Source organism: Streptomyces sp. TAA040 (genome assembly GCF_000424845.1).
In genome coordinates, this window is the sequence record NZ_KE384254.1 from 327,746 (window position 1) to 345,073 (window position 17,328).

Genomic DNA, 17,328 nt, shown 5'->3' on the forward strand with positions numbered 1-17,328 from the left:
GCTCAGCGCCGGCGCAGGGAGGGGGCGAGCAGCGCCGGCGGAGTGCCGTTCTTCTCGTGCGCCGCCAGGTCGACCCCGGGGGCCACGATCGCGTCGATCGCGTCGAGTACATCCGCCGGGAGCACGGTGTCGGCGGCGGCGAGTTGCGCGTGCAGATGCTCCGGTGTGCGCGGCCCGACGAGCGCGCTGGTCACGGCGGGGTGGTTGGTCACGAACCCGAGGGCGAGTTGGACCATGGTCAGACCGGCGCCGTCGGCCACCCCGGCGAGCTTCTCGACGGCGTCGAGCCGGGCCCGGTTGGCGGGAAGGGTGGTGTCGAAGCGCTGCGGCAGGATCGCGGAGCGGTGCGTGCTGATCTCCCGGCCCGCGCGGACGGCCCCGGAGAGCCAGCCCGAGGCCAACGGGCTCCACGCCAGCACGCCGAGCCCGTACTCCTCGGCCACGGGCAGCACGTCGGCCTCGACGCCGCGCTGGAGGATCGAGTAGCTGGGCTGCTCGGTGGTGTAGCGGCTCAGGCGGTGCTCGCGCGCCGCCCACTGCGCCTGTACGAGGCGGTGGGCGGGGTACGTCGAGGTGCCGAAGGAGCGGATCTTCCCCGCGCGTTGCAGAGCGGTCAGCGCGGACAGGGTCTCCTCGTCGCTCGTGCTCGGGTCCCACCGGTGGATCTGGTAGAGGTCCACGTGGTCGACGCCGAGGCGGCGCAGGCTGTTCTCCAGCGCGGTCACCAGCCAGCGGCGCGAACCGCCCCGGTGGTTGCGCGCGTCGCCCATGGGCAGCCCGGCCTTCGTCGCCAGCACGAGGTCCTCGCGGCGGCCGGCGACGGCCTTTCCGACCATCTCCTCCGACTCGCCGTCGCTGTACCTGTCGGCGGTGTCGATGAGGTTGACGCCGCCTTCGAGGGCGGCGTCGACCAGGGCTGTGGCTTCCTCCTGGGTGGTGCGTCCGATCCCTCCGAAGTTCATCGCGCCCAGCGCGAGGGAGCTGACCTGTATGCCGGTGCGGCCCAGTGTGCGGTAGTGCATGACGGTGTTCCTTCTCTGCGGTGGAGGTGGGCAGGCAGCGCGAGGTTTGGCCCCCGTGCCCTGCTCTGTCATGATGGGCAAACGGAATCGCGCTCCGCTAACGATACGGAGCGGCGTTCCGTTTATGCAGGTCGGCAGGCGGACGGAGGACGTGGTGAACGGCGGCGAGGAGGGCGCGGGGCGTGCGTCCCGGTCCAAGCGGGCGGACGCCCGGCGCAATCAGGAGACGCTGCTCGACGCGGCCGCCGCGGTGTTCGTGAGGTCCGGGGTGGACGCGCCGGTGCGCGACATCGCGTCGGAGGCCGGTGTCGGGATGGGAACGATCTACCGCCATTTCCCGACGCGGTCCGACCTGGTGATCGCTGTCTACCGGCACCAGGTCGAGGCCTGCGCCGAGGCCGGTCCGGCCCTGCTGGCGGCCGACGCGTCACCGCACGCCGCGCTGGGGCGGTGGATCGACCTCTTCGTCGACTTCCTGGTCACCAAGCACGGGCTCGCCGCCGTCCTCCAGTCCGACAAGGACGGTTTCGAGACGCTGCACGCCTGGTTCCTCGACCGCCTCGTGCCGGTCTGCGCGGAACTGCTCGACGCCGCGGCCGCGGCCGGCGAGATCCGCTCCGACCTGGACCCCTACCTGCTGATGCGCGGGGTCGGCAATCTCTGCGTCGGTGCGGACGGCGACCCCCGCTACGACGCGCGCCGGCTGGTCTCCCTCCTCGTGGCAGGCCTGTGCCGGCCGCTCTGACCAGCCGTCACCCCGGGGGCGGGCAGCGGCGGTGGATGCCGGTCGCGGGCACCGGTCGCCGTGGGCGGGTCCGGTCCGTCAGGTCGACTCGCGGACGACGAGTGACGTGGGCAGCAGGACGTGGCGCCGCTCGGTGCCCGGCTCGTCTATCTCGTGGAGCAGGATCTCGGCCATGGTGCTGCCGATCTCCTCCACCGGCTGCCCGACGCTGGTGAGGGCGGGATCGGTGTGCCGCGCGATGATCGAGTCGTCGAATCCGACCACGGCGACGTCGTCGGGTACCCGCCGGCCCACCTTGCGCAGTTCGGCGAGCGCGCCGGCGGCCATCACGTCCGAGGCGGCGAAGACCGCGTCCAGCCCCGGGCGCCGCTCCAGCAGGGCCCGCATCGCGGCCCGTCCGCCGTCCTCGGTGAAGTCGGAAGGGGCCACGAGTCCCTCGTCCGCGCGGATTCCGGCGCCCGCCAGCGCGTCCTGCCAGCCCTGCAACCGGCTGTGGCCGACGTCCATGTCGAACGGCCCGGTGATGGTCGCGATCTCGGAGCGGCCGCGTTCCAGCAGGTGGCGTACGGCTTCCGAGGCGCCGCCCACGTTGTCCGAGAGCACGTGGCTCAGCGACTCGGTGGGGGAGCGGCGGCCCGCGAGGACGGTCGGCAGTTCCATCTCCTCCAGCAGTCCGGGCAGCGGGTCGTCGCGGTGCACCGAGACGAGCAGGACCCCGTCCACCCGCCGGGCGGCGAGGAAGTCGCTGAGCTGGTCGAGTTCGCGCTGGTCGCGGACCAGTATCAGCAGCAGCTGGATCTGCGCGGCGGCGAGCCCGGTGCTCACACCGCGGATCACGGCGGAGAAGTAGGGCTCGGACCCCAGCCGGCTCTCGGACTCCGGGATGACCAGGGCGATGGAGTTCGCCCGGCTGGTGACCAGGCTCCGGGCGACCGAGTTCGGTACGTAGTTCAGCGCCGTGATCGCTTCCTGCACGGCGGTCTTCGCCGCTTCGCTGACCAGCGGCGAACCGTTCAGAACCCGGGACACGGTGGTGCGGCCCACCCCCGCCCGTGCAGCCACGGTTTTAATAGTTGGCCGGTCACTGGCGCCCATGGCCTGCTGTCTCCTCTCGCCCTCGTAGCGCCGAGTGCAGCGCCGATCAGCGCATTGTGCCAGACCCCGAGAGCGGCTCCGGGGGCTCGGGAGGCCTCTTGGACACGGTCTCGTAACGGAGGCGACATTTGTTCTTGACGTCACGGGATTTGAGTCACACAGTCGTCTATCAACCGCGGTGGGATCGTTCCCACTCGGACTGGGATCGTTCCCACCCTCGTGTTGAGGCGGGGGAGAGCACTCGATGAGTCAGCACTCCGGCGCTACCGCGCCGCCGCAAGGAGGACGTAATGGTCAGTGCCCGCAAGCCATCCGCTACAAGAGTCGTAGCCGCCGTATCGGTTGCCCTCTCCCTCGCACTCGTCTCGGGCTGCAGCGGCGGTGACAGCGACGGGAGCGGGAAGGCCGAGGACGGCACGGTCACCATCAACATGGGCCTCTTCGGTGTCATGGGCTTCAAGGAGACCGATCTGCTCGACCGGTACATGGAGGAGAACCCGAACGTCAAGATCAACGCCGAGGTGGCCGGCGACGAGCAGAGCTACTACACCGCCCTCCAGACCCGGCTGGCCGCCGGGAGCGGGCTGAAGGACATCCAGGGTATCGAGATCGGCCGTGCCAAGGAACTTGTCGACACCCAGGCGGACGAGTTCGCCGACATGTCCGGTGTGGAGGGAATCGACCACTTCCTCCCCTGGAAGCTGAGCCAGGTCACCACCCCGGACGACAAGATCATCGGCCTCGGCACCGACATCGGCCCGATGGCCGTCTGCTACCGCAAGGACCTGTTCGAACAGGCGGGCCTGCCCACCGACCGTGACGAGGTCGCCGAGCTGTGGGAGGGCGGCTGGTCGGACTACGTGGCGGCGGGCAAGGACTTCAAGTCCGGCTCCGAGGACGAGGAGGTCGCCTTCCTCGACAGCGCCTCCGGCCTGTTCAACGCGATGATCTACGGCAACTCGGAGCAGTTCTACAACGAGGACGGCGACCTCATCTACAAGGACAACCCGGCCGTGGAGGACGCCTGGGAGCTGTCGACCGAGGCCGCCACCTCCGGGATCACCGCCAAGCTGCGGCAGTTCCAGCCCGGCTGGGACCCCGGACTGGCGAACAGCACCTTCGCCTCCACCGTGTGCCCGGCGTGGATGCTCGCCCACATCAGCGAGAAGGCCGGCCCCGACAACAAGGGGAACTGGGACGTCGCGAAGGCTCCGCAGGGCGCCAACTGGGGCGGCTCCTTCCTCGGTGTGATGGAGAGCAGCCCGGTCAAGGAAGAGGCCCAGAAGCTCGTGGCGTGGCTGACCGCGCCCGAGCAGCAGGCCTACCTGTTCCAGGAGCTGGGGAACTTCCCGTCCTCAAAGGAGGCGCTCGACGACTCGAAGGTCTCCGAGGCGAAGTCCGAGTACTTCAGCAACGCACCGATCGGCCAGATCTTCGGCACCGCCGCCCAGGAGATCCCGGACGAGCAGGTGCTCGGCCGGAAGGACGGCACCATCAAGGACACCTTCTCGCAGGGCCTCCAGCTCGTCGAGGACGGGGACCAGAGCCCCGACGAGGCGTGGGAGACCACTGACGAGCGCGTCCAGAAGGCCGTTCGCTGACCGTTCCTCCCTGGGGGTCCGGCGGCGGCGCGAGCCGCCGCCGGACCCCGCACCGTCCGTTCACGCATCTCAGGGAAGGAAGCCCTCCGTGGCCACCTCCACCTCGGTACCTCCCGCCGACGGGGCCAAGGGCGCCCCGGCCGGCTCGCCCGGAGGGCCGCACTCCGCCCCGGGGGGCAAGCCCCGGCAGAAGTGGCGCAACCTCCTCCACCGGCTGGACATGCGAGGGGCGCCCTACACCTTCATCGCCCCGTTCTTCGTCATCTTCGCGGCCTTCAGCTTCTACCCGCTGATCTACACGTCCTGGATCTCGCTGCACAAGGTCGAGCTCTCCACGATGGACATCATGGAGTGGCGGGCGTTCCAGAACTACGTCGAGCTCGTGCAGGACGAGCGGTTCTGGAACGCGTTGGGCAACACCGTCACGATCGGCGTCCTCTCCACCGTCCCCCAGCTGCTCATGGCGCTGGGACTCGCGCATCTGCTGAACTACCGGATGCGGGGCGCGGGCTTCTTCCGGGTCGCCGCGCTGGCTCCCTACGCCACCTCGGTCGGTGCTGCGGCACTCGTGTTCACCATGCTCTTCGAACGCGACTTCGGCATGATCAACTGGTTCCTCGGGATCTTCGGGATCGACAACGTCGACTGGGAGAGCAGCAGGTGGCCCGCCCAGTTCGCCATCTCCAGCATCGTGATCTGGCGCTGGACGGGCTACAACGCCCTGCTGTACCTGGCCGCGATGCAGGCCATCCCGAAGGACCGGTACGAGGCCGCCTCCATCGACGGCGCCTCCCGCTGGCAGCAGTTCACCAAGGTCACCATCCCCGGCATCCGGTCCACCATCGTGTTCACCATCGTGCTCTCCACGATCGGAGCCACCCAGCTCTTCGGTGAGCCGCTGATCTTCGGCCAGGGCCCGAACGGCATCACCGGCGGAGCGAGCAACCAGTACCAGACGCTCGGGCTGCTGCTGTACGAAGAGGGCTGGAAGAACTACCAGATGGGCCGTGCGGCGACCGTCGCCTGGGCGATGTTCCTGCTGCTCATCCTCCTCTTCGTCGTCCAGCGCCTCTACAAGCGCTACTCGTCCCGCACCTCGTGACCAGGGAGCAGCACGCCATGACCACTGAAACTGCTCCCCGCCGGCCGGAGACGCGCAAGCGCCCGGCGAGCGTCGCGCCGTTCCCGGACCGCAAACGGCGGCTCCGGCTGCCCTTCCGGGTGAAGGCCGGGCGGCAGCACCATGCCGGGCCGCTCGCCTACATCCTGCTCGCGCTGGCCGGGATCGCCTCGCTCTTCCCGCTGTACTGGACGATGGTGGCGGCGTCCACGGACAACACCCGCGTCACCCAGACGCCGCCCCCGTTCCTGCCGGGACCGAACCTGTTCAAGAACCTGGCGGCGGCGTGGGAGGACGCCGCGATGGGCAAGGCGCTGACCAACAGCTTCATCGTGGCCGGCACCATCGCCGTGGCCACCGTCCTCTTCGCGACCCTGGCCGGCTTCGCCTTCGCCAAACTCCGCTTCCGGGGGCGGAACATCCTGATGATGACGGTCATCGGCACGATGATGATCCCGCCGCAGCTGAGTGTCGTCCCGCTGTTCATGATGATGTCCGAGCTCGGCTGGGGGCAGAAACTGCCCGCGGTCATCTTCCCGACCCTGGTGAGCGCCGTCGGCGTGTTCTTCATGCGGCAGTACCTCATGGAGGCGATGCCGGACGAACTCATCGAGGCGGGCCGCGTCGACGGGGCACACTCGCTGCGCATCTTCTGGAGCATCGTGCTCCCGATCGCCCGGCCGGCGATGGCGGTGCTGTTCATGATCACGTTCGTGCACGCCTGGAACGACTTCTTCTGGCCGTTCATCGTCCTGGACATGGCCAATCCGACGATTCCGGTCGCCCTGACCCAGCTCAGCGCGGGCTACGTGCGCGACCAGTCGCTGATCATGGCCGGCGCCCTGCTCGGCACGCTGCCCCTGCTGCTGATGTTCATCGTCTTCGGACGCCAGATCGTCGGCGGCATCATGCAGGGCGCCGTCAAGGGCTGACCCCGGCCGCCTCCGGCGCCCCGTGCACCCCGGGCACGACCGCCTCCCGGAGCCGGTCGCCGCCGTGCTCCCCGCAGAACCCCTCCCCGTGACACCGCTGATGTTGGAAGGACCTTTCGTGGCCACAGCACCCCGTACCCGCGCGACCGCGGCGAGCACCGCCGAGCGCGTGTTCCCGCCCACGTTCCTCTGGGGCACCGCGACCGCCGCCTACCAGATCGAGGGCGCGGCGGCCCTGGACGGCCGCACCCCCTCCATCTGGGACACCTTCTGCCGTACGCCCGGCAAGGTGCGCAACGGCGACACCGGTGACATCGCCACCGACCACTACCACCACTGGCGCGAGGACGTCGGCATCATGGCCGACATGGGCGTCGGCGCCTACCGGTTCTCGCTCTCCTGGTCGCGCGTCCAGCCCACCGGGCGCGGCCCGGCCGTCCAGAAGGGCCTGGACTTCTACCGCCGGCTCACCGACGAGCTTCTGGAGAAGGGCATCCAGCCGGTGGCCACGCTCTATCACTGGGACCTGCCCCAGGAGCTGGAGGACGCCGGCGGCTGGCCGGAGCGCGACACCGCGTACCGCTTCGCCGAGTACGCCCGGCTCGCCGGCGAGGCGCTCGGGGACCGGGTGCAGACCTGGACCACCCTGAACGAGCCCTGGTGCAGCGCCTTCCTGGGCTATGCCTCCGGTGTCCACGCCCCGGGCCGCACCGACCAGGCAGCCTCGCTGCGCGCGGTCCACCACCTGAACCTCGGGCACGGCCTCGCGGTGCAGGCGCTGCGCGCCGAGCTGCCGGAGCGGGCCCAGATGTCCCTCACCCTGAACCTCCACCACGTGCGGCCCCGCACCGAGAGCCCGGCCGACCTCGACGCCGCCCGCCGCATCGACGGGGTGGCCAACCGGGTGTTCACCGGCCCGGTGCTGAGCGGCGCCTACCCGGAGGACGTGCAGCGGGACACCGCCCACCTGACGGACTGGTCGTTCGTCCGTGAGGGCGACACCGCGCTCATCCAGCAGCCGCTGGACTTCCTGGGTGTCAACTACTACACCCCGACGCTCGTCTCCGCCGCGGGCGGCGAGGGCGAGCACGGGTCGGACGGACACGGTGTGAGCGACCACAGCCCGTGGCCCGGGGGCGACGACGTGGCCTTCCACCGTCCGCCCGGCAGCACCACGGCCATGGGTTGGGCGGTGGACCCGAGCGGGCTCTACGACCTGCTGATGCGGGTGAAGAGCGACTTCCCCAAGCTGCCGCTGGTGATCACCGAGAACGGCGCGGCCTTCGACGACTACGTCAACCCGGAGGGCGAGGTCCACGACCCGGACCGCATCGCCTATCTGCACGGCCACCTCTCGGCGGTGCACCGGGCGATCGAGGACGGCGTCGACGTCCGGGGCTACTTCCTGTGGTCCTTGCTGGACAACTTCGAGTGGGGCTACGGCTACAGCAAGCGGTTCGGCGCGGTGTACGTCGACTACCCGACGCACCGGCGGATCCCCAAGTCCAGCGCCCACTGGTACGCCAAGGCCGCCCGGACCGGAACCCTCCCCCCGGTCGACGACCGCGAGGACTGACCCGAAGCGGGTCCCCTGCGCGCCTCCGGGTGCGGCCCTCCCGCCTGGCAGCGGGGCCGCACCCGGAGGCCGGCTCGGCCGGCTCCGGGTGACGCGTCGGCGGCTCAGGCGTCGACGATCACGGGGATGACCATCGGACGCCGGCGGTAGGTGCGGTAGACCCAGGAGCCCACCGACCGCACGAGCAGCTGCTCCAGCTGCACCGCGTCGCCCACCCCTTCCGCCGCGGCGGTCGCGAGGGTTTTCTCGATCACCGGCACGACGGCGGCGAAGGTCTGCTCGTCGTGCACGAAACCGCGTGCCAGGAAGTCCGGGGGCTCCACCAGTGCCCCGGTGTCGGCGTCGACGATGGCCACGACGGTGATGACGCCCTCTTCCGCCAGGTTGCGCCGGTCCTTCAGCGAGGCCTCCGTGGCGCCGCCGACCGTCATGCCGTCGACGTAGACGTAGCCCGCCGGGACCTTGCCGGTGATCGAGGCCTTGCCGTCGACGAGGTCGACCACCACGCCGTCCTCCGCGAGGAGCACGTTCTTTTCGTCCACCCCGGTACGGACGGCCAGCTCGCCGTTCGCCTGCAGGTGGCGCCACTCGCCGTGCACCGGCATCACGTGGCGCGGCCGGACGATGTTGTAGCAGTAGACGAGTTCCCCGGCGCTGGCGTGGCCGGAGACGTGCACCTTGGCGTTGCCCTTGTGCACCACGTTCGCACCCCACCGGCTCAAGCCGTTGATCACCCGGTAGATGGCGTTCTCGTTGCCGGGGATCAGCGAGCTGGCGAGCAGCACGGTGTCGCCCTTCCCGATGCGGATCACGTGGTCGCGGTTGGCCATCCGGGACAGGGCGGCCATCGGCTCGCCCTGCGAGCCGGTGCAGACCAGCGCCACCTTCTTCTCCGCCATCTTGTCCAGCGCCTTGGTGTCGACGACCAGGCCCTGCGGAACCTTGAGGTAACCCAGTTCACGGGCGATTCCCATGTTCCGCACCATCGACCGGCCGACGAACGCCACCTTGCGTCCGTGCTCGTGCGCCGCGTCGAGCACCTGCTGGATACGGTGCACGTGGCTGGCGAAGCTGGACACGATGACCCGTCTCGGCGCGGTGCGGAACACCTGCTCGATGGCCGGGGTCAGCTCGCGCTCGGAAGTCGTGAAGCCCGGCACCTCGGAGTTCGTGGAGTCGGTCAGGAAGAGGTCGACCCCCTCTTCGCCGAGCCGTGCGAAGGCGCGGAGGTCGGTGATCCGCTCGTCCAGCGGGAACTGGTCCATCTTGAAGTCGCCGGTGTGCAGCACCAGACCCGCACGGGTGCGCAGGGCGACGGCGAGTCCGTCCGGGATGGAGTGGTTGACCGCCACGAACTCGCAGTCGAACGGTCCGAAACCGCGCCGGTCACCCTCCTTGACCTGCACCTTGCGCGGCTTGATGCCGTGCTCCTTGAGTTTGCCGTCCAGGAAGGCCAGCGTCAGCCGGGAGCCGACCACCGGAATGTCGGCGCGTTCGCGGAGCAGATAGGGGACACCGCCGATGTGGTCCTCGTGGCCGTGGGTGAGCACGACGGCCACGATGTCGTCCAGACGATCCCGGATGGCCGTGAAATCCGGGAGGATCACGTCCACGCCGGGTTGGTGCTCTTCGGGGAACAGTACGCCGCAGTCGACGACCAGCAGCTTTCCGCCGTATTCGAATACGGTCATGTTGCGACCGATCTCGCCCAGGCCACCCAGCGGGATGACCCTCAGCCCTCCATCGGGCAGGCGCGGCGGCGGTCCAAGTTGGGGATGGGGATGACTCATACCCGGACGCTACCGGAGGGTTGGGTGTGCACTCCAACGCTCGTCCGCACATTCCGTCACGATTGCCACCATTGCACCGAAGCGAACCCCCGCCGCACGCGTCGTCGCACTTCACACGCGTCCGTACGCCCGCGGCGGGGAGCGCGCCCGGTGGGGTTCCTACTCCGGTGGGGCGCCCGTCCGGGTGACGACGGAGGCCACCTCGCGCAGTTTGGTGTTCCGGTCCTGCGAGGCCTTGCGCAGCACGTCGAAGGCCTGGTGCTCGGTGAGGTTGTGCCGTCCCATGAGGATGCCCATCGCCTCGCCGATCTCGTGCCGGGTCGCGATGGCGTGCTGGAGTTCGTCGTGTCGGCGGGCACTGGAGAACGCGACCGCCGCGTGGGAGGCGAGCAGCCACCCGGTGCGCTCGTCGGCCTCGGTGAAGGCGGAGGGCTTGGCCGAGTACATGTTCAGGGACCCGAGGTTGTCGTCCTCGGTGTAGAGCAGGAACCCCATCATGCTGCCCATGCCGAGCTCGTGTGCCCTGGGGGCGAAGCGGGGCCAGCGGTCGTGCCCGCCGGTCATGTCCTTGAGCCGGTAGACCTTCTCCCGGTGCCGGGTGGCGTCGAAGCAGGGGCCCTCGCCGAGCTCCTCCTGGAGCCGGTCGGCGACGAGGACCGTGTCACTCGTCGCCGCCAGGGTCCGCACCTTCTTGCCCTTCAGCGCGAGGACGCCCGCCTCGTCGCAGTCCTCGATCAGCTCCGTCGCGTGGGTGCAGATCCGCTCCAGGGTCGCCCCGACGTCGTCCTGCGTGAGCAGGTCACGTGCCATGTCCGCCAGCCTGGTGGCGAACTCGACCCACGGATCATCCGGCTCGACCATGCCTTCTCCTTCTGCGCTCCACGCTTCGTCGGCATCGCCGTCGGGACAGCGCCCCTGGGGTCTGCCGTCCCATTGTCCCATCGCGTGCGCGCAGTCGAGAGGCAGCCCCGGACCTGCGGCTGTACCGCTCCCGCCGCACGTCCGCGTGGGGGCCGGGGAAGTGCGGCGGCGCCGGGGGCTGCGTTCCCAACCGGCCGGCGCCTACGCTCCTGAGCGCTCCGGAGTCGCACGGGCCGGGTGACCGTCTTCGACGGGGCTCAAACGGAACCGTGCGCCCGAACAACGGGAGGCCGACGTCACCGCCCCTCCGCGGTGATCACCCCCAGGGTCGCCAGCCCCAGCACCACCCAGGCGAACCACAGCCATCCGGTGCCACCCAGTGTCACGGAGAACACCGTGGCAACCACCAGGGAGACCAGCGTCGCCCCGGCCAGCCCCTTCACCGTTCCCGGCATCGCCACCACCTCTCCAGGCCCTGCGGTGGGCGCAGCCGGCCGCGGGCGGGTCCGATTCCTCCGGACTCCATCGTCCACCCGGGCGGGGGCGACGCGCCATGGACACGCCGTCCTGAGGGCTGTCCCGCAATCCCGGCGGGCGCACGGCGCCGGCCACGGGCACCTCGCCGCGTTGCCGGAACGTCCCCGCACGACCGGTGTGCGGACGTTGCGGGACGCCCCTCGATCGGAGCGGTACCGGGCGGGCGGCGGTGCTGGGACGGGGGAGCGGCCGCTCCGCGGTCAGCCGCTCCCCCGTCCCAGCGAGGCCAGGTAGGCGTTGTAGGCCACCAGGTCGCGGTCGCCGTTGCGGTCGGCGGCCCGGTCCTGCCGCTTCGCCTGCCGCTGCTCGCTGACGTACCACTGGAAGACCAGCGCGACCAGCACCAGCACCGAGGGGATCTCGCTGAAGGCCCACGCGATGCCGCCGGCTGCCGTCTGGTCCGCCAGCGCGTCCACGCCCAGCGAAGCGGGCGGATCGGCGTAGGTCGCCACCATCGGCTGCGAGGCCATCATCAGCGCGATGCCGAAGAAGGCGTGGAAGGGCATCCCCGCGAACAGCTCCAGCATCCGCATCACGTAGCCGGGGCGGTGCGGGCCGGGGTCCACCCCCATGATCGGCCAGAAGAAGACCAGCCCGACGGCGAGGAAGTGCACCATCATCGCCAGGTGTCCCGCGGTCGAACCCATCAGGAAGTCGAACAGCGGGGTGAAGTACAGGCCGTAGAGACTGGCGATGAACAGCGGGATGGTGAAGGCCGGGTGGGAGACGGCTCGCATCCAGTGGCTGTGCAGCAGGGCCACCAGCAGCTCACGCGGCCCCCTCCGGGCCCGCCCCGAGGCAGGCAGCGCCCGCAGCATCAGGGTGACCGGCGCGCCGAGCAGGAGCAGGACCGGGGAGAGCATGCTGATGACCATGTGCTGCACCATGTGCACGCTGAACAGCACCATGCCGTACGCGTTGAGGGCGGTGCACATCACGAGGGCGACGGTCAGGACCCCGGTCGCGAAGGCGACGGCACGGCCCACCGGCCAGTTGTCCCCGCGCCGGCGCAGGCGCAGCATGCCCCAGCCGTACAGGGCCAGCGCCAGCAGGCAACCGGTCAGGAAGAACGGCTCGCCGCTGAACTCCAGCCCCCGTCCCAGCGTGAACGGCGGCAGGTCTGCATCCATGCCGTGACCGCTGTGATCCATCCCGTACTCTCCCGAATCGCGCCGGACGTCTGCTCCAGAGTAGAGGCGCCCCCGGCCGCGTTCGCGGCCGGGGGCGCGGGCCGGTCGCCGGCCCGGGACGCCGAGTCAGACCGGCTGGGTCGCGGCGGCGATCCGTTCCGCGCGCAGCGCCTCGTACCAGCGGTCGTCGGCCGGCGGCAGCGCGTTGACGTCCAGGGCCAGTTTGATCAGCAGGTCCGCGATGAGCGGGTTCCGGGCCAGGACCGGGCCGTGCATGTAGGTGCCGAAGACCGTGCCGTTCCAGGCGCCCTCGGTGCCGTCCCCCGTGCCGTTGCCCTGGCCGAGGCGGACGCGGGCCAGCGGACGCGCGCCGGGGCCGAGCCGGGTGATGCCCTGGTGGTTCTCGAACCCGGTCAGCTGCGGCAGGTTCAGCCGCTCGTCGAGGTCGGCCAGGACGTCCCCCACGCAGCGGTCCGCCTCGCCGCGCACCGAGGTCACGTCCAGCAGGCCGAGCCCCGGCTGGGGCTCGCCCACGTCGTTGACGAACTCGTGCCCCAGGATCTGGTAGCCGGCACACACCGAGAAGATGATCGCGCCGTTGTCGCTCGCCCTCGCCAGGCCGCCGTCCCGCAGCAGCCGCTCCGCCGCAAGCCGCTGGGGCCGGTCCTCACCGCCACCGATCAGGTAGATGTCCCCCGAGGTGGGGATCTGCTGGTCGGAGCGCACGTCGACGCGCTGCACGTCGAGACCGCGCTGCTCCGCCCGCCGTCCGACGACGAGGACGTTGCCCTGGTCGCCGTAGGTGCTGAGCAGGTCAGGGTAGACCCACACCACCCGCAGGCTCGTGTCGCTCATGCTCGTGTACCTCCAGGCGTAAGGGTCAGTTTCCGACGACGCGGCGCAGCTCCTGGAACGCCGTGTAGTTGGCAATGGCCTCGATCCGGCCGGGCGGGCAGGTGCCGATCGCCTCCTCCACTGTCTCGCACACCCGGAAGTCCACGTTCGCCACCTCCAGCCGCACCGCCAGGTCCAGGCGCCGGTCGCCGATGACGCAGATGGGGTGGCCCGCCAGCCGGGAGTAGTCGACGTCCCAGAGCCACGAGGTGTCCGTGCCGTCGGCGCCGCGCGCGTTCACCGAGAGGATGACCGGGGTCGGCGGCGGGTCGATCAGCGAGAAGGTCTCCAGCCAGCCCGCCGGGTTCTTGGCCAGCAGCAACCGGATCTCCCGGCCCTGGAACGAGACCACGTCGTAGCGGCCCGCCACGGCCGTGACGGAGTACATCCGCTCCAGGGCGTGCTGCGGTGCCACTCCGAAGGCGGCGGCTACCGCGGCCGAGGTGGTCGCGTTGGCCTTGTTGGCCCGACCGGGGAGCTGGAGCCGGATCGGCCAGGCACTGCCGTGCGGATCGAGCACATGGTCCCCGGAGAGGGCCCACGAGGGGGTGGGGCGCCGGAAGCCGCACTCCGCGCAGAACCACTCGTCCCCCGGCCGCTGCATCACGCCGCCGCAGGAGGGGCAGGACCACGCGTCGTCCTTCCACTCCTGGCCGGCGGCCACCCACACCACGTTGGGCGAGGAGGAGGCGGCCCAGACCACCAGCGGGTCGTCCGCGTTGGCGATCACCACGGACTTCGAGCCGGACAGCCCCTCGCGCCACCTCTCGGCCAGCATCCGGGTCTCGCCCGCCCGGTCGAGCTGGTCGCGGGAGAGGTTCAGCAGCGCGATCGCCTTCGGCGAGACATCCCCCGCCACACCGGCCAGGTACTTCTCGTCGACCTCGATCACGCCGTAGCGGGCCTTGGAGCCGCCCGCCAGGGCCGAGGTGATCCCGGCCGGCATGTTCGCGCCGAGCGCGTTGGACACGACCTCCTCGCCGGTGGCGCGCAGCGCCTCGGCGATCAGCCTCGTGGTGGTGGTCTTGCCGTTGGTCGCGGACACGAGGATCACGTCCAGGTGGCCGGCCAGCCGGGCCAGCAGCTCAGGTTCGAGTCTGAGCGCCACTCGGCCGCCGATGACCGATCCGCTGCCGCGGCCCGCGGCTCGCGACACCGCTGCCGCTGCCCTGCCCGCCGTCACGGCCAGTCTGGCCCGCGGCGACAGCGGGTCCGAGTTGCCTGCCATCGTCCTTGATCCTCCTTGCGCTTCGGTCCGGGAGCAGCCTACCGAGATCCGCGCCGTACCCCGAACCGCCCGGTGTCCGGAGCGGAGCCCCGGCCGTATCCTGACGGTCATGCAACGCGGTCCACTTCCCGGCAGCTCCGGTCGTGTCCGGCCACTCACCGCCTTCGGTGACCCGGTTCTGCACCGGCGTTCTGCGGAGGTGGCGGAGTTCGGTGCGCCGCTGGTTCGGCTCATCGAGGATATGTTCGCCACAATGTACGCCGCGCGCGGGGTCGGCCTGGCGGCCTGCCAGATCGGCGTGCCCCTGCGGGTGTTCGTCTACGACTGCCCCGACGACGAGGAGCGGCGGCACCTCGGCCACCTGGTGAACCCCCGTACCGTGGAGCTCTCGGACGCCTCGGTACGGGGCCCGGAGGGCTGCCTGTCGCTCCCTGGGCCCGAGGCGGCGGTGGCCCGCGCGGACCGGGCGGTACTCAGCGGGAGCGACAGCGACGGCCGGCTGGTGGGAGTGACCGGCGAGGGGTTCTTCGCCCGCTGCCTCCAGCACGAGTGCGACCACCTGGACGGTGTCGTCTATCCGGACCGGTTGGGTGCCGTACGCCGCCGACGGCTGGTGCGAGCGGCCCGGCACACCGCCTGGGGACGGGCGGGCGGAGCCGTCCCCGGTTGACGGCGCAGCCGGGTCCGGTCGCGGGTGTCGGGAGCGCCGGGGCCGGTCGAGGACATCGCGACCGCGTCGAAGGGGACCACCGCCGGTCGCGGGATCAGAAGCCCGGCGCACCCTCGCGGTCGGCCGCGGCGGCCAGCCGGCCCCAGAGCAGGTTGGCCAGCTGCTCCACCAACTGTGCGCGGGAGCACGGGCGTTCCTTGAGCCACCAGTCGCCCGCGGCGTGCATCATGCCGACGATGCCGTGCCCCCACACCCGCGCCGACTCGGCACCGTCCGGTCCCAGGTCCAGCCGCTCGTCGATGACCGAGCCGAGTTCGTCGCCGAGTCGGCGCAGCAGCATCGCGGAGTCCTGTCCGACGTCGAAGCCGTACTCCCCGGCGGGGCCCTCCTCCGCCGGGTGCATCAGGAAGCGGTAGACCTGCGGGTGCGACGCGATGGCCGCGAGGTAGGTGTCGAGCGTCGACTCGACCCGGCGCCGCCGGTCCGCCGGTGCGTCCAGCGCGGCGCGCAGCGAGGACAGCAGCGCGTCGGTGTGCCGGACGGCCAGCGCCCGGTACAGCCCGCCCTTGTCGCCGAAGTGCCGGTAGAGGATCGGTTTGGTGATGCCCGCCTCGGCCGCGATCGCGTTCATGGAGGCTCCGGGGCCGTCCCTGAGCACGACCCGGTTGGCCGCTTCCAGCAGCTCCTCCCGCCGACCCGCCGAACGGCCGCTGTGCTGCGCTCTGGTGACCATCGTCGTGAGTTCCTCCCCCGCCCGCGTCCACGGGTCGCCCGGAACGGCAACGTAGCACCCGGAACGAGTGAGCTGCGTGCCGTGCCGTGGTTGACACGGCCTACCGAGCGGTAACAGACTGCCACATGTTACCGCTAGTAACAATGTGGGAGGCGCCGCCGTGGCGGACTTTGCGATGGATCTCGACGACGATCAACGAGCGCTCAGGGAGTGGATCCACGGATTCGCCGCCGACGTGATGCGCCCGGCCGCCGCCGAGTGGGACGAACGCGAGGAGACCCCCTGGCCGATCATCCAGGAGGCTGCCAAGATCGGGCTGTACTCCCTCGACTTCTACGCGCAGCAGTTCTTCGACCCCACCGGGCTGGGCCTCCCCACCACGATGGAGGAGCTGTTCTGGGGCGACGCCGGCATCGCCCTGTCGATCGTCGGAACCGGCCTCGCCGCGGTCGGCGTGGTGGCGAACGGCACCGAGGAGCAGGTCGCCACCTGGGTCCCGCAGATGTACGGCGACGCCGACGACGTGAAGCTGGCCGCCTTCTGCTCCTCGGAGCCGGACGCCGGCTCCGACGTCGCGGCGATGCGCACCCGCGCCGTGTACCGCGAGGCGACGGACGAGTGGGTGCTGAACGGCACCAAGACCTGGGCCACCAACGGCGGCATCGCACACGTCCACGTGGTCGTCGCGGTGGTGGATGCGGAGCTGGGCGCCCGCGGCCACGCCTCCTTCCTCGTGCCGCCCGGCACACCGGGCCTGTCCCAGGGGCAGAAGTTCAAGAAGCACGGCATCCGCGCCTCGCACACCGCCGAAGTGGTGCTGGACGACGTCCGGCTCCCCGGGCACTGCCTGCTCGGCGGCAGGGAGAAGCTGGACGAGCGGCTGGCCCGGGCGCGAGAGGGCGGCCGCCGACGCGGCGGCAACGCCGCGATGGCGACCTTCGAGGCGTCGCGGCCGGCCGTGGCGGCCCAGGCGGTGGGCATCGCCCGCGCCGCCTACGAGGTCGCGCTCGACTACGCCGGCACCCGCGAGCAGTTCGGCCACCCGATCATCGACAACCAGGGCGTGGCCTTCCAGCTCGCCGACATGCGGACCCGGATCGACGCAGCCCGGCTGCTGGTGTGGCGCGCGTCGTGGATGGCGGCCACCGGGAAACCGTTCACCGCTGCCGAGGGCTCGATGTCGAAGCTGTTCGCCGGAGAGACCGCCAAGGCCGTCACCGCCCAGGCGATGCAGATCCTCGGCGGCAACGGCTTCACCCGGGAGTACCCGGTCGAGCGCATGCACCGCGACGCGGCCGTCTACACCGTCTTCGAGGGCACGAGCGAGATCCAGCGGCTGGTGATCGCCCGGACGGTCTCAGGGGCGGCGATCCGCTGACACGGCGCCGCCCCGG

16 protein-coding genes are annotated in these 17,328 nt (G+C 70.8%); 7 read left to right on the forward strand and 9 right to left on the reverse strand.

The window, feature by feature from the left end:
• Nucleotides 1-2: 2 nt before the first annotated feature.
• Complete coding sequence (locus H300_RS0123320; protein ID WP_028429309.1) at nucleotides 3-1,022, reverse strand: aldo/keto reductase; 1,020 nt, start codon at nucleotides 1,020-1,022, stop codon at nucleotides 3-5.
• 124 nt (nucleotides 1,023-1,146) lie between these two features.
• Here H300_RS0123320 and H300_RS0123325 point away from each other — a divergent pair, with 124 nt between their 5' ends.
• Complete coding sequence (locus H300_RS0123325) at nucleotides 1,147-1,767, forward strand: TetR/AcrR family transcriptional regulator (protein ID WP_051270308.1); 621 nt, start codon at nucleotides 1,147-1,149, stop codon at nucleotides 1,765-1,767.
• Between the two features lie 78 nt (nucleotides 1,768-1,845).
• On the opposite strand, the gene H300_RS0123330 is transcribed toward H300_RS0123325, so the two are convergent.
• Complete coding sequence (locus H300_RS0123330) at nucleotides 1,846-2,862, reverse strand: LacI family DNA-binding transcriptional regulator (protein WP_028429311.1); 1,017 nt, start codon at nucleotides 2,860-2,862, stop codon at nucleotides 1,846-1,848.
• Between the two features lie 290 nt (nucleotides 2,863-3,152).
• On the opposite strand from H300_RS0123330, the gene H300_RS0123335 reads away from it, so the two are divergent.
• The 4 genes from H300_RS0123335 (at nucleotide 3,153) to H300_RS0123350 (ending at nucleotide 8,091) form a co-directional block, all read left to right on the forward strand.
• Nucleotides 3,153-4,463, forward strand: a complete 1,311-nt coding sequence (locus tag H300_RS0123335) for an extracellular solute-binding protein (RefSeq protein WP_028429312.1) — start codon at nucleotides 3,153-3,155, stop codon at nucleotides 4,461-4,463.
• A gap of 88 nt (nucleotides 4,464-4,551) precedes the next feature.
• Nucleotides 4,552-5,565: a carbohydrate ABC transporter permease gene (locus H300_RS0123340; protein ID WP_028429313.1), complete on the forward strand. Its 1,014-nt coding sequence runs from the start codon at nucleotides 4,552-4,554 to the stop codon at nucleotides 5,563-5,565.
• A 17-nt stretch (nucleotides 5,566-5,582) separates the two neighbouring features.
• The gene (locus H300_RS0123345; protein WP_028429314.1) at nucleotides 5,583-6,515 is read left to right on the forward strand and encodes a carbohydrate ABC transporter permease; all 933 of its coding nucleotides are present in this window, start codon (nucleotides 5,583-5,585) and stop codon (nucleotides 6,513-6,515) included.
• Between the two features lie 100 nt (nucleotides 6,516-6,615).
• Nucleotides 6,616-8,091, forward strand: a complete 1,476-nt coding sequence (locus tag H300_RS0123350; RefSeq protein ID WP_078516254.1) for a GH1 family beta-glucosidase — start codon at nucleotides 6,616-6,618, stop codon at nucleotides 8,089-8,091.
• A gap of 104 nt (nucleotides 8,092-8,195) precedes the next feature.
• Here H300_RS0123350 and H300_RS0123355 read toward each other — a convergent pair whose 3' ends face one another.
• The 6 genes from H300_RS0123355 to H300_RS0123380 form a co-directional block, all read right to left on the reverse strand.
• Complete coding sequence (locus H300_RS0123355) at nucleotides 8,196-9,881, reverse strand: ribonuclease J (protein ID WP_028429316.1); 1,686 nt, start codon at nucleotides 9,879-9,881, stop codon at nucleotides 8,196-8,198.
• Nucleotides 9,882-10,040: 159 nt separating this feature from the next.
• Nucleotides 10,041-10,742, reverse strand: coding sequence for a GAF and ANTAR domain-containing protein (locus H300_RS0123360; protein WP_028429317.1), 702 nt, complete (start codon nucleotides 10,740-10,742; stop codon nucleotides 10,041-10,043).
• Nucleotides 10,743-11,038: 296 nt separating this feature from the next.
• Entirely contained in the window at nucleotides 11,039-11,197 is a 159-nt protein-coding gene (locus tag H300_RS32005) for a hypothetical protein (protein ID WP_028429318.1), read from the reverse strand.
• A 282-nt stretch (nucleotides 11,198-11,479) separates the two neighbouring features.
• Complete coding sequence (locus tag H300_RS0123370) at nucleotides 11,480-12,430, reverse strand: cytochrome c oxidase assembly protein (protein ID WP_028429319.1); 951 nt, start codon at nucleotides 12,428-12,430, stop codon at nucleotides 11,480-11,482.
• 105 nt (nucleotides 12,431-12,535) lie between these two features.
• Complete coding sequence (locus H300_RS0123375) at nucleotides 12,536-13,264, reverse strand: glutamine amidotransferase (RefSeq protein ID WP_028429320.1); 729 nt, start codon at nucleotides 13,262-13,264, stop codon at nucleotides 12,536-12,538.
• A gap of 25 nt (nucleotides 13,265-13,289) precedes the next feature.
• On the reverse strand, nucleotides 13,290-14,531 hold the full coding sequence (locus H300_RS0123380) for a MurT ligase domain-containing protein (protein ID WP_028429321.1): 1,242 nt from the start codon (nucleotides 14,529-14,531) through the stop codon (nucleotides 13,290-13,292).
• A 109-nt stretch (nucleotides 14,532-14,640) separates the two neighbouring features.
• Between H300_RS0123380 and def the strand changes: the two genes are divergently transcribed.
• Entirely contained in the window at nucleotides 14,641-15,201 is a 561-nt protein-coding gene (gene def / locus H300_RS28875) for a peptide deformylase (RefSeq protein WP_037981615.1), read from the forward strand.
• Between the two features lie 94 nt (nucleotides 15,202-15,295).
• Here def and H300_RS0123390 read toward each other — a convergent pair whose 3' ends face one another.
• Nucleotides 15,296-15,934 carry a TetR/AcrR family transcriptional regulator gene (locus H300_RS0123390; protein ID WP_028429322.1) on the reverse strand — a complete coding sequence of 213 codons (639 nt, stop codon included), beginning with the start codon at nucleotides 15,932-15,934 and terminating at the stop codon, nucleotides 15,296-15,298.
• A gap of 160 nt (nucleotides 15,935-16,094) precedes the next feature.
• Here H300_RS0123390 and H300_RS0123395 point away from each other — a divergent pair, with 160 nt between their 5' ends.
• Nucleotides 16,095-17,312, forward strand: a complete 1,218-nt coding sequence (locus tag H300_RS0123395) for an acyl-CoA dehydrogenase family protein (RefSeq protein ID WP_028429323.1) — start codon at nucleotides 16,095-16,097, stop codon at nucleotides 17,310-17,312.
• Nucleotides 17,313-17,328: the final 16 nt, after the last annotated feature.

What these genes read in the sequence shown, in the direction of transcription:
- H300_RS0123355 (WP_028429316.1), bottom strand. Translation starts at nt 9,881, where the DNA reads ATGAGTCATCCCCATCCCCAACTTGGACCGCCGCCGCGCCTGCCCGAT.
- H300_RS0123325 (WP_051270308.1), top strand. Translation starts at nt 1,147, where the DNA reads ATGCAGGTCGGCAGGCGGACGGAGGACGTGGTGAACGGCGGCGAGGAG.
- H300_RS32005 (WP_028429318.1), bottom strand. Translation starts at nt 11,197, where the DNA reads ATGCCGGGAACGGTGAAGGGGCTGGCCGGGGCGACGCTGGTCTCCCTG.
- H300_RS0123370 (WP_028429319.1), bottom strand. Translation starts at nt 12,430, where the DNA reads ATGGATCACAGCGGTCACGGCATGGATGCAGACCTGCCGCCGTTCACG.
- H300_RS0123375 (WP_028429320.1), bottom strand. Translation starts at nt 13,264, where the DNA reads ATGAGCGACACGAGCCTGCGGGTGGTGTGGGTCTACCCTGACCTGCTC.
- H300_RS0123360 (WP_028429317.1), bottom strand. Translation starts at nt 10,742, where the DNA reads ATGGTCGAGCCGGATGATCCGTGGGTCGAGTTCGCCACCAGGCTGGCG.
- H300_RS0123350 (WP_078516254.1), top strand. Translation starts at nt 6,616, where the DNA reads ATGTTGGAAGGACCTTTCGTGGCCACAGCACCCCGTACCCGCGCGACC.
- H300_RS0123335 (WP_028429312.1), top strand. Translation starts at nt 3,153, where the DNA reads ATGGTCAGTGCCCGCAAGCCATCCGCTACAAGAGTCGTAGCCGCCGTA.
- H300_RS0123330 (WP_028429311.1), bottom strand. Translation starts at nt 2,862, where the DNA reads ATGGGCGCCAGTGACCGGCCAACTATTAAAACCGTGGCTGCACGGGCG.
- H300_RS0123380 (WP_028429321.1), bottom strand. Translation starts at nt 14,531, where the DNA reads ATGGCAGGCAACTCGGACCCGCTGTCGCCGCGGGCCAGACTGGCCGTG.
- H300_RS0123320 (WP_028429309.1), bottom strand. Translation starts at nt 1,022, where the DNA reads ATGCACTACCGCACACTGGGCCGCACCGGCATACAGGTCAGCTCCCTC.
- H300_RS0123390 (WP_028429322.1), bottom strand. Translation starts at nt 15,934, where the DNA reads ATGGTCACCAGAGCGCAGCACAGCGGCCGTTCGGCGGGTCGGCGGGAG.
- H300_RS0123345 (WP_028429314.1), top strand. Translation starts at nt 5,583, where the DNA reads ATGACCACTGAAACTGCTCCCCGCCGGCCGGAGACGCGCAAGCGCCCG.
- def (WP_037981615.1), top strand. Translation starts at nt 14,641, where the DNA reads ATGCAACGCGGTCCACTTCCCGGCAGCTCCGGTCGTGTCCGGCCACTC.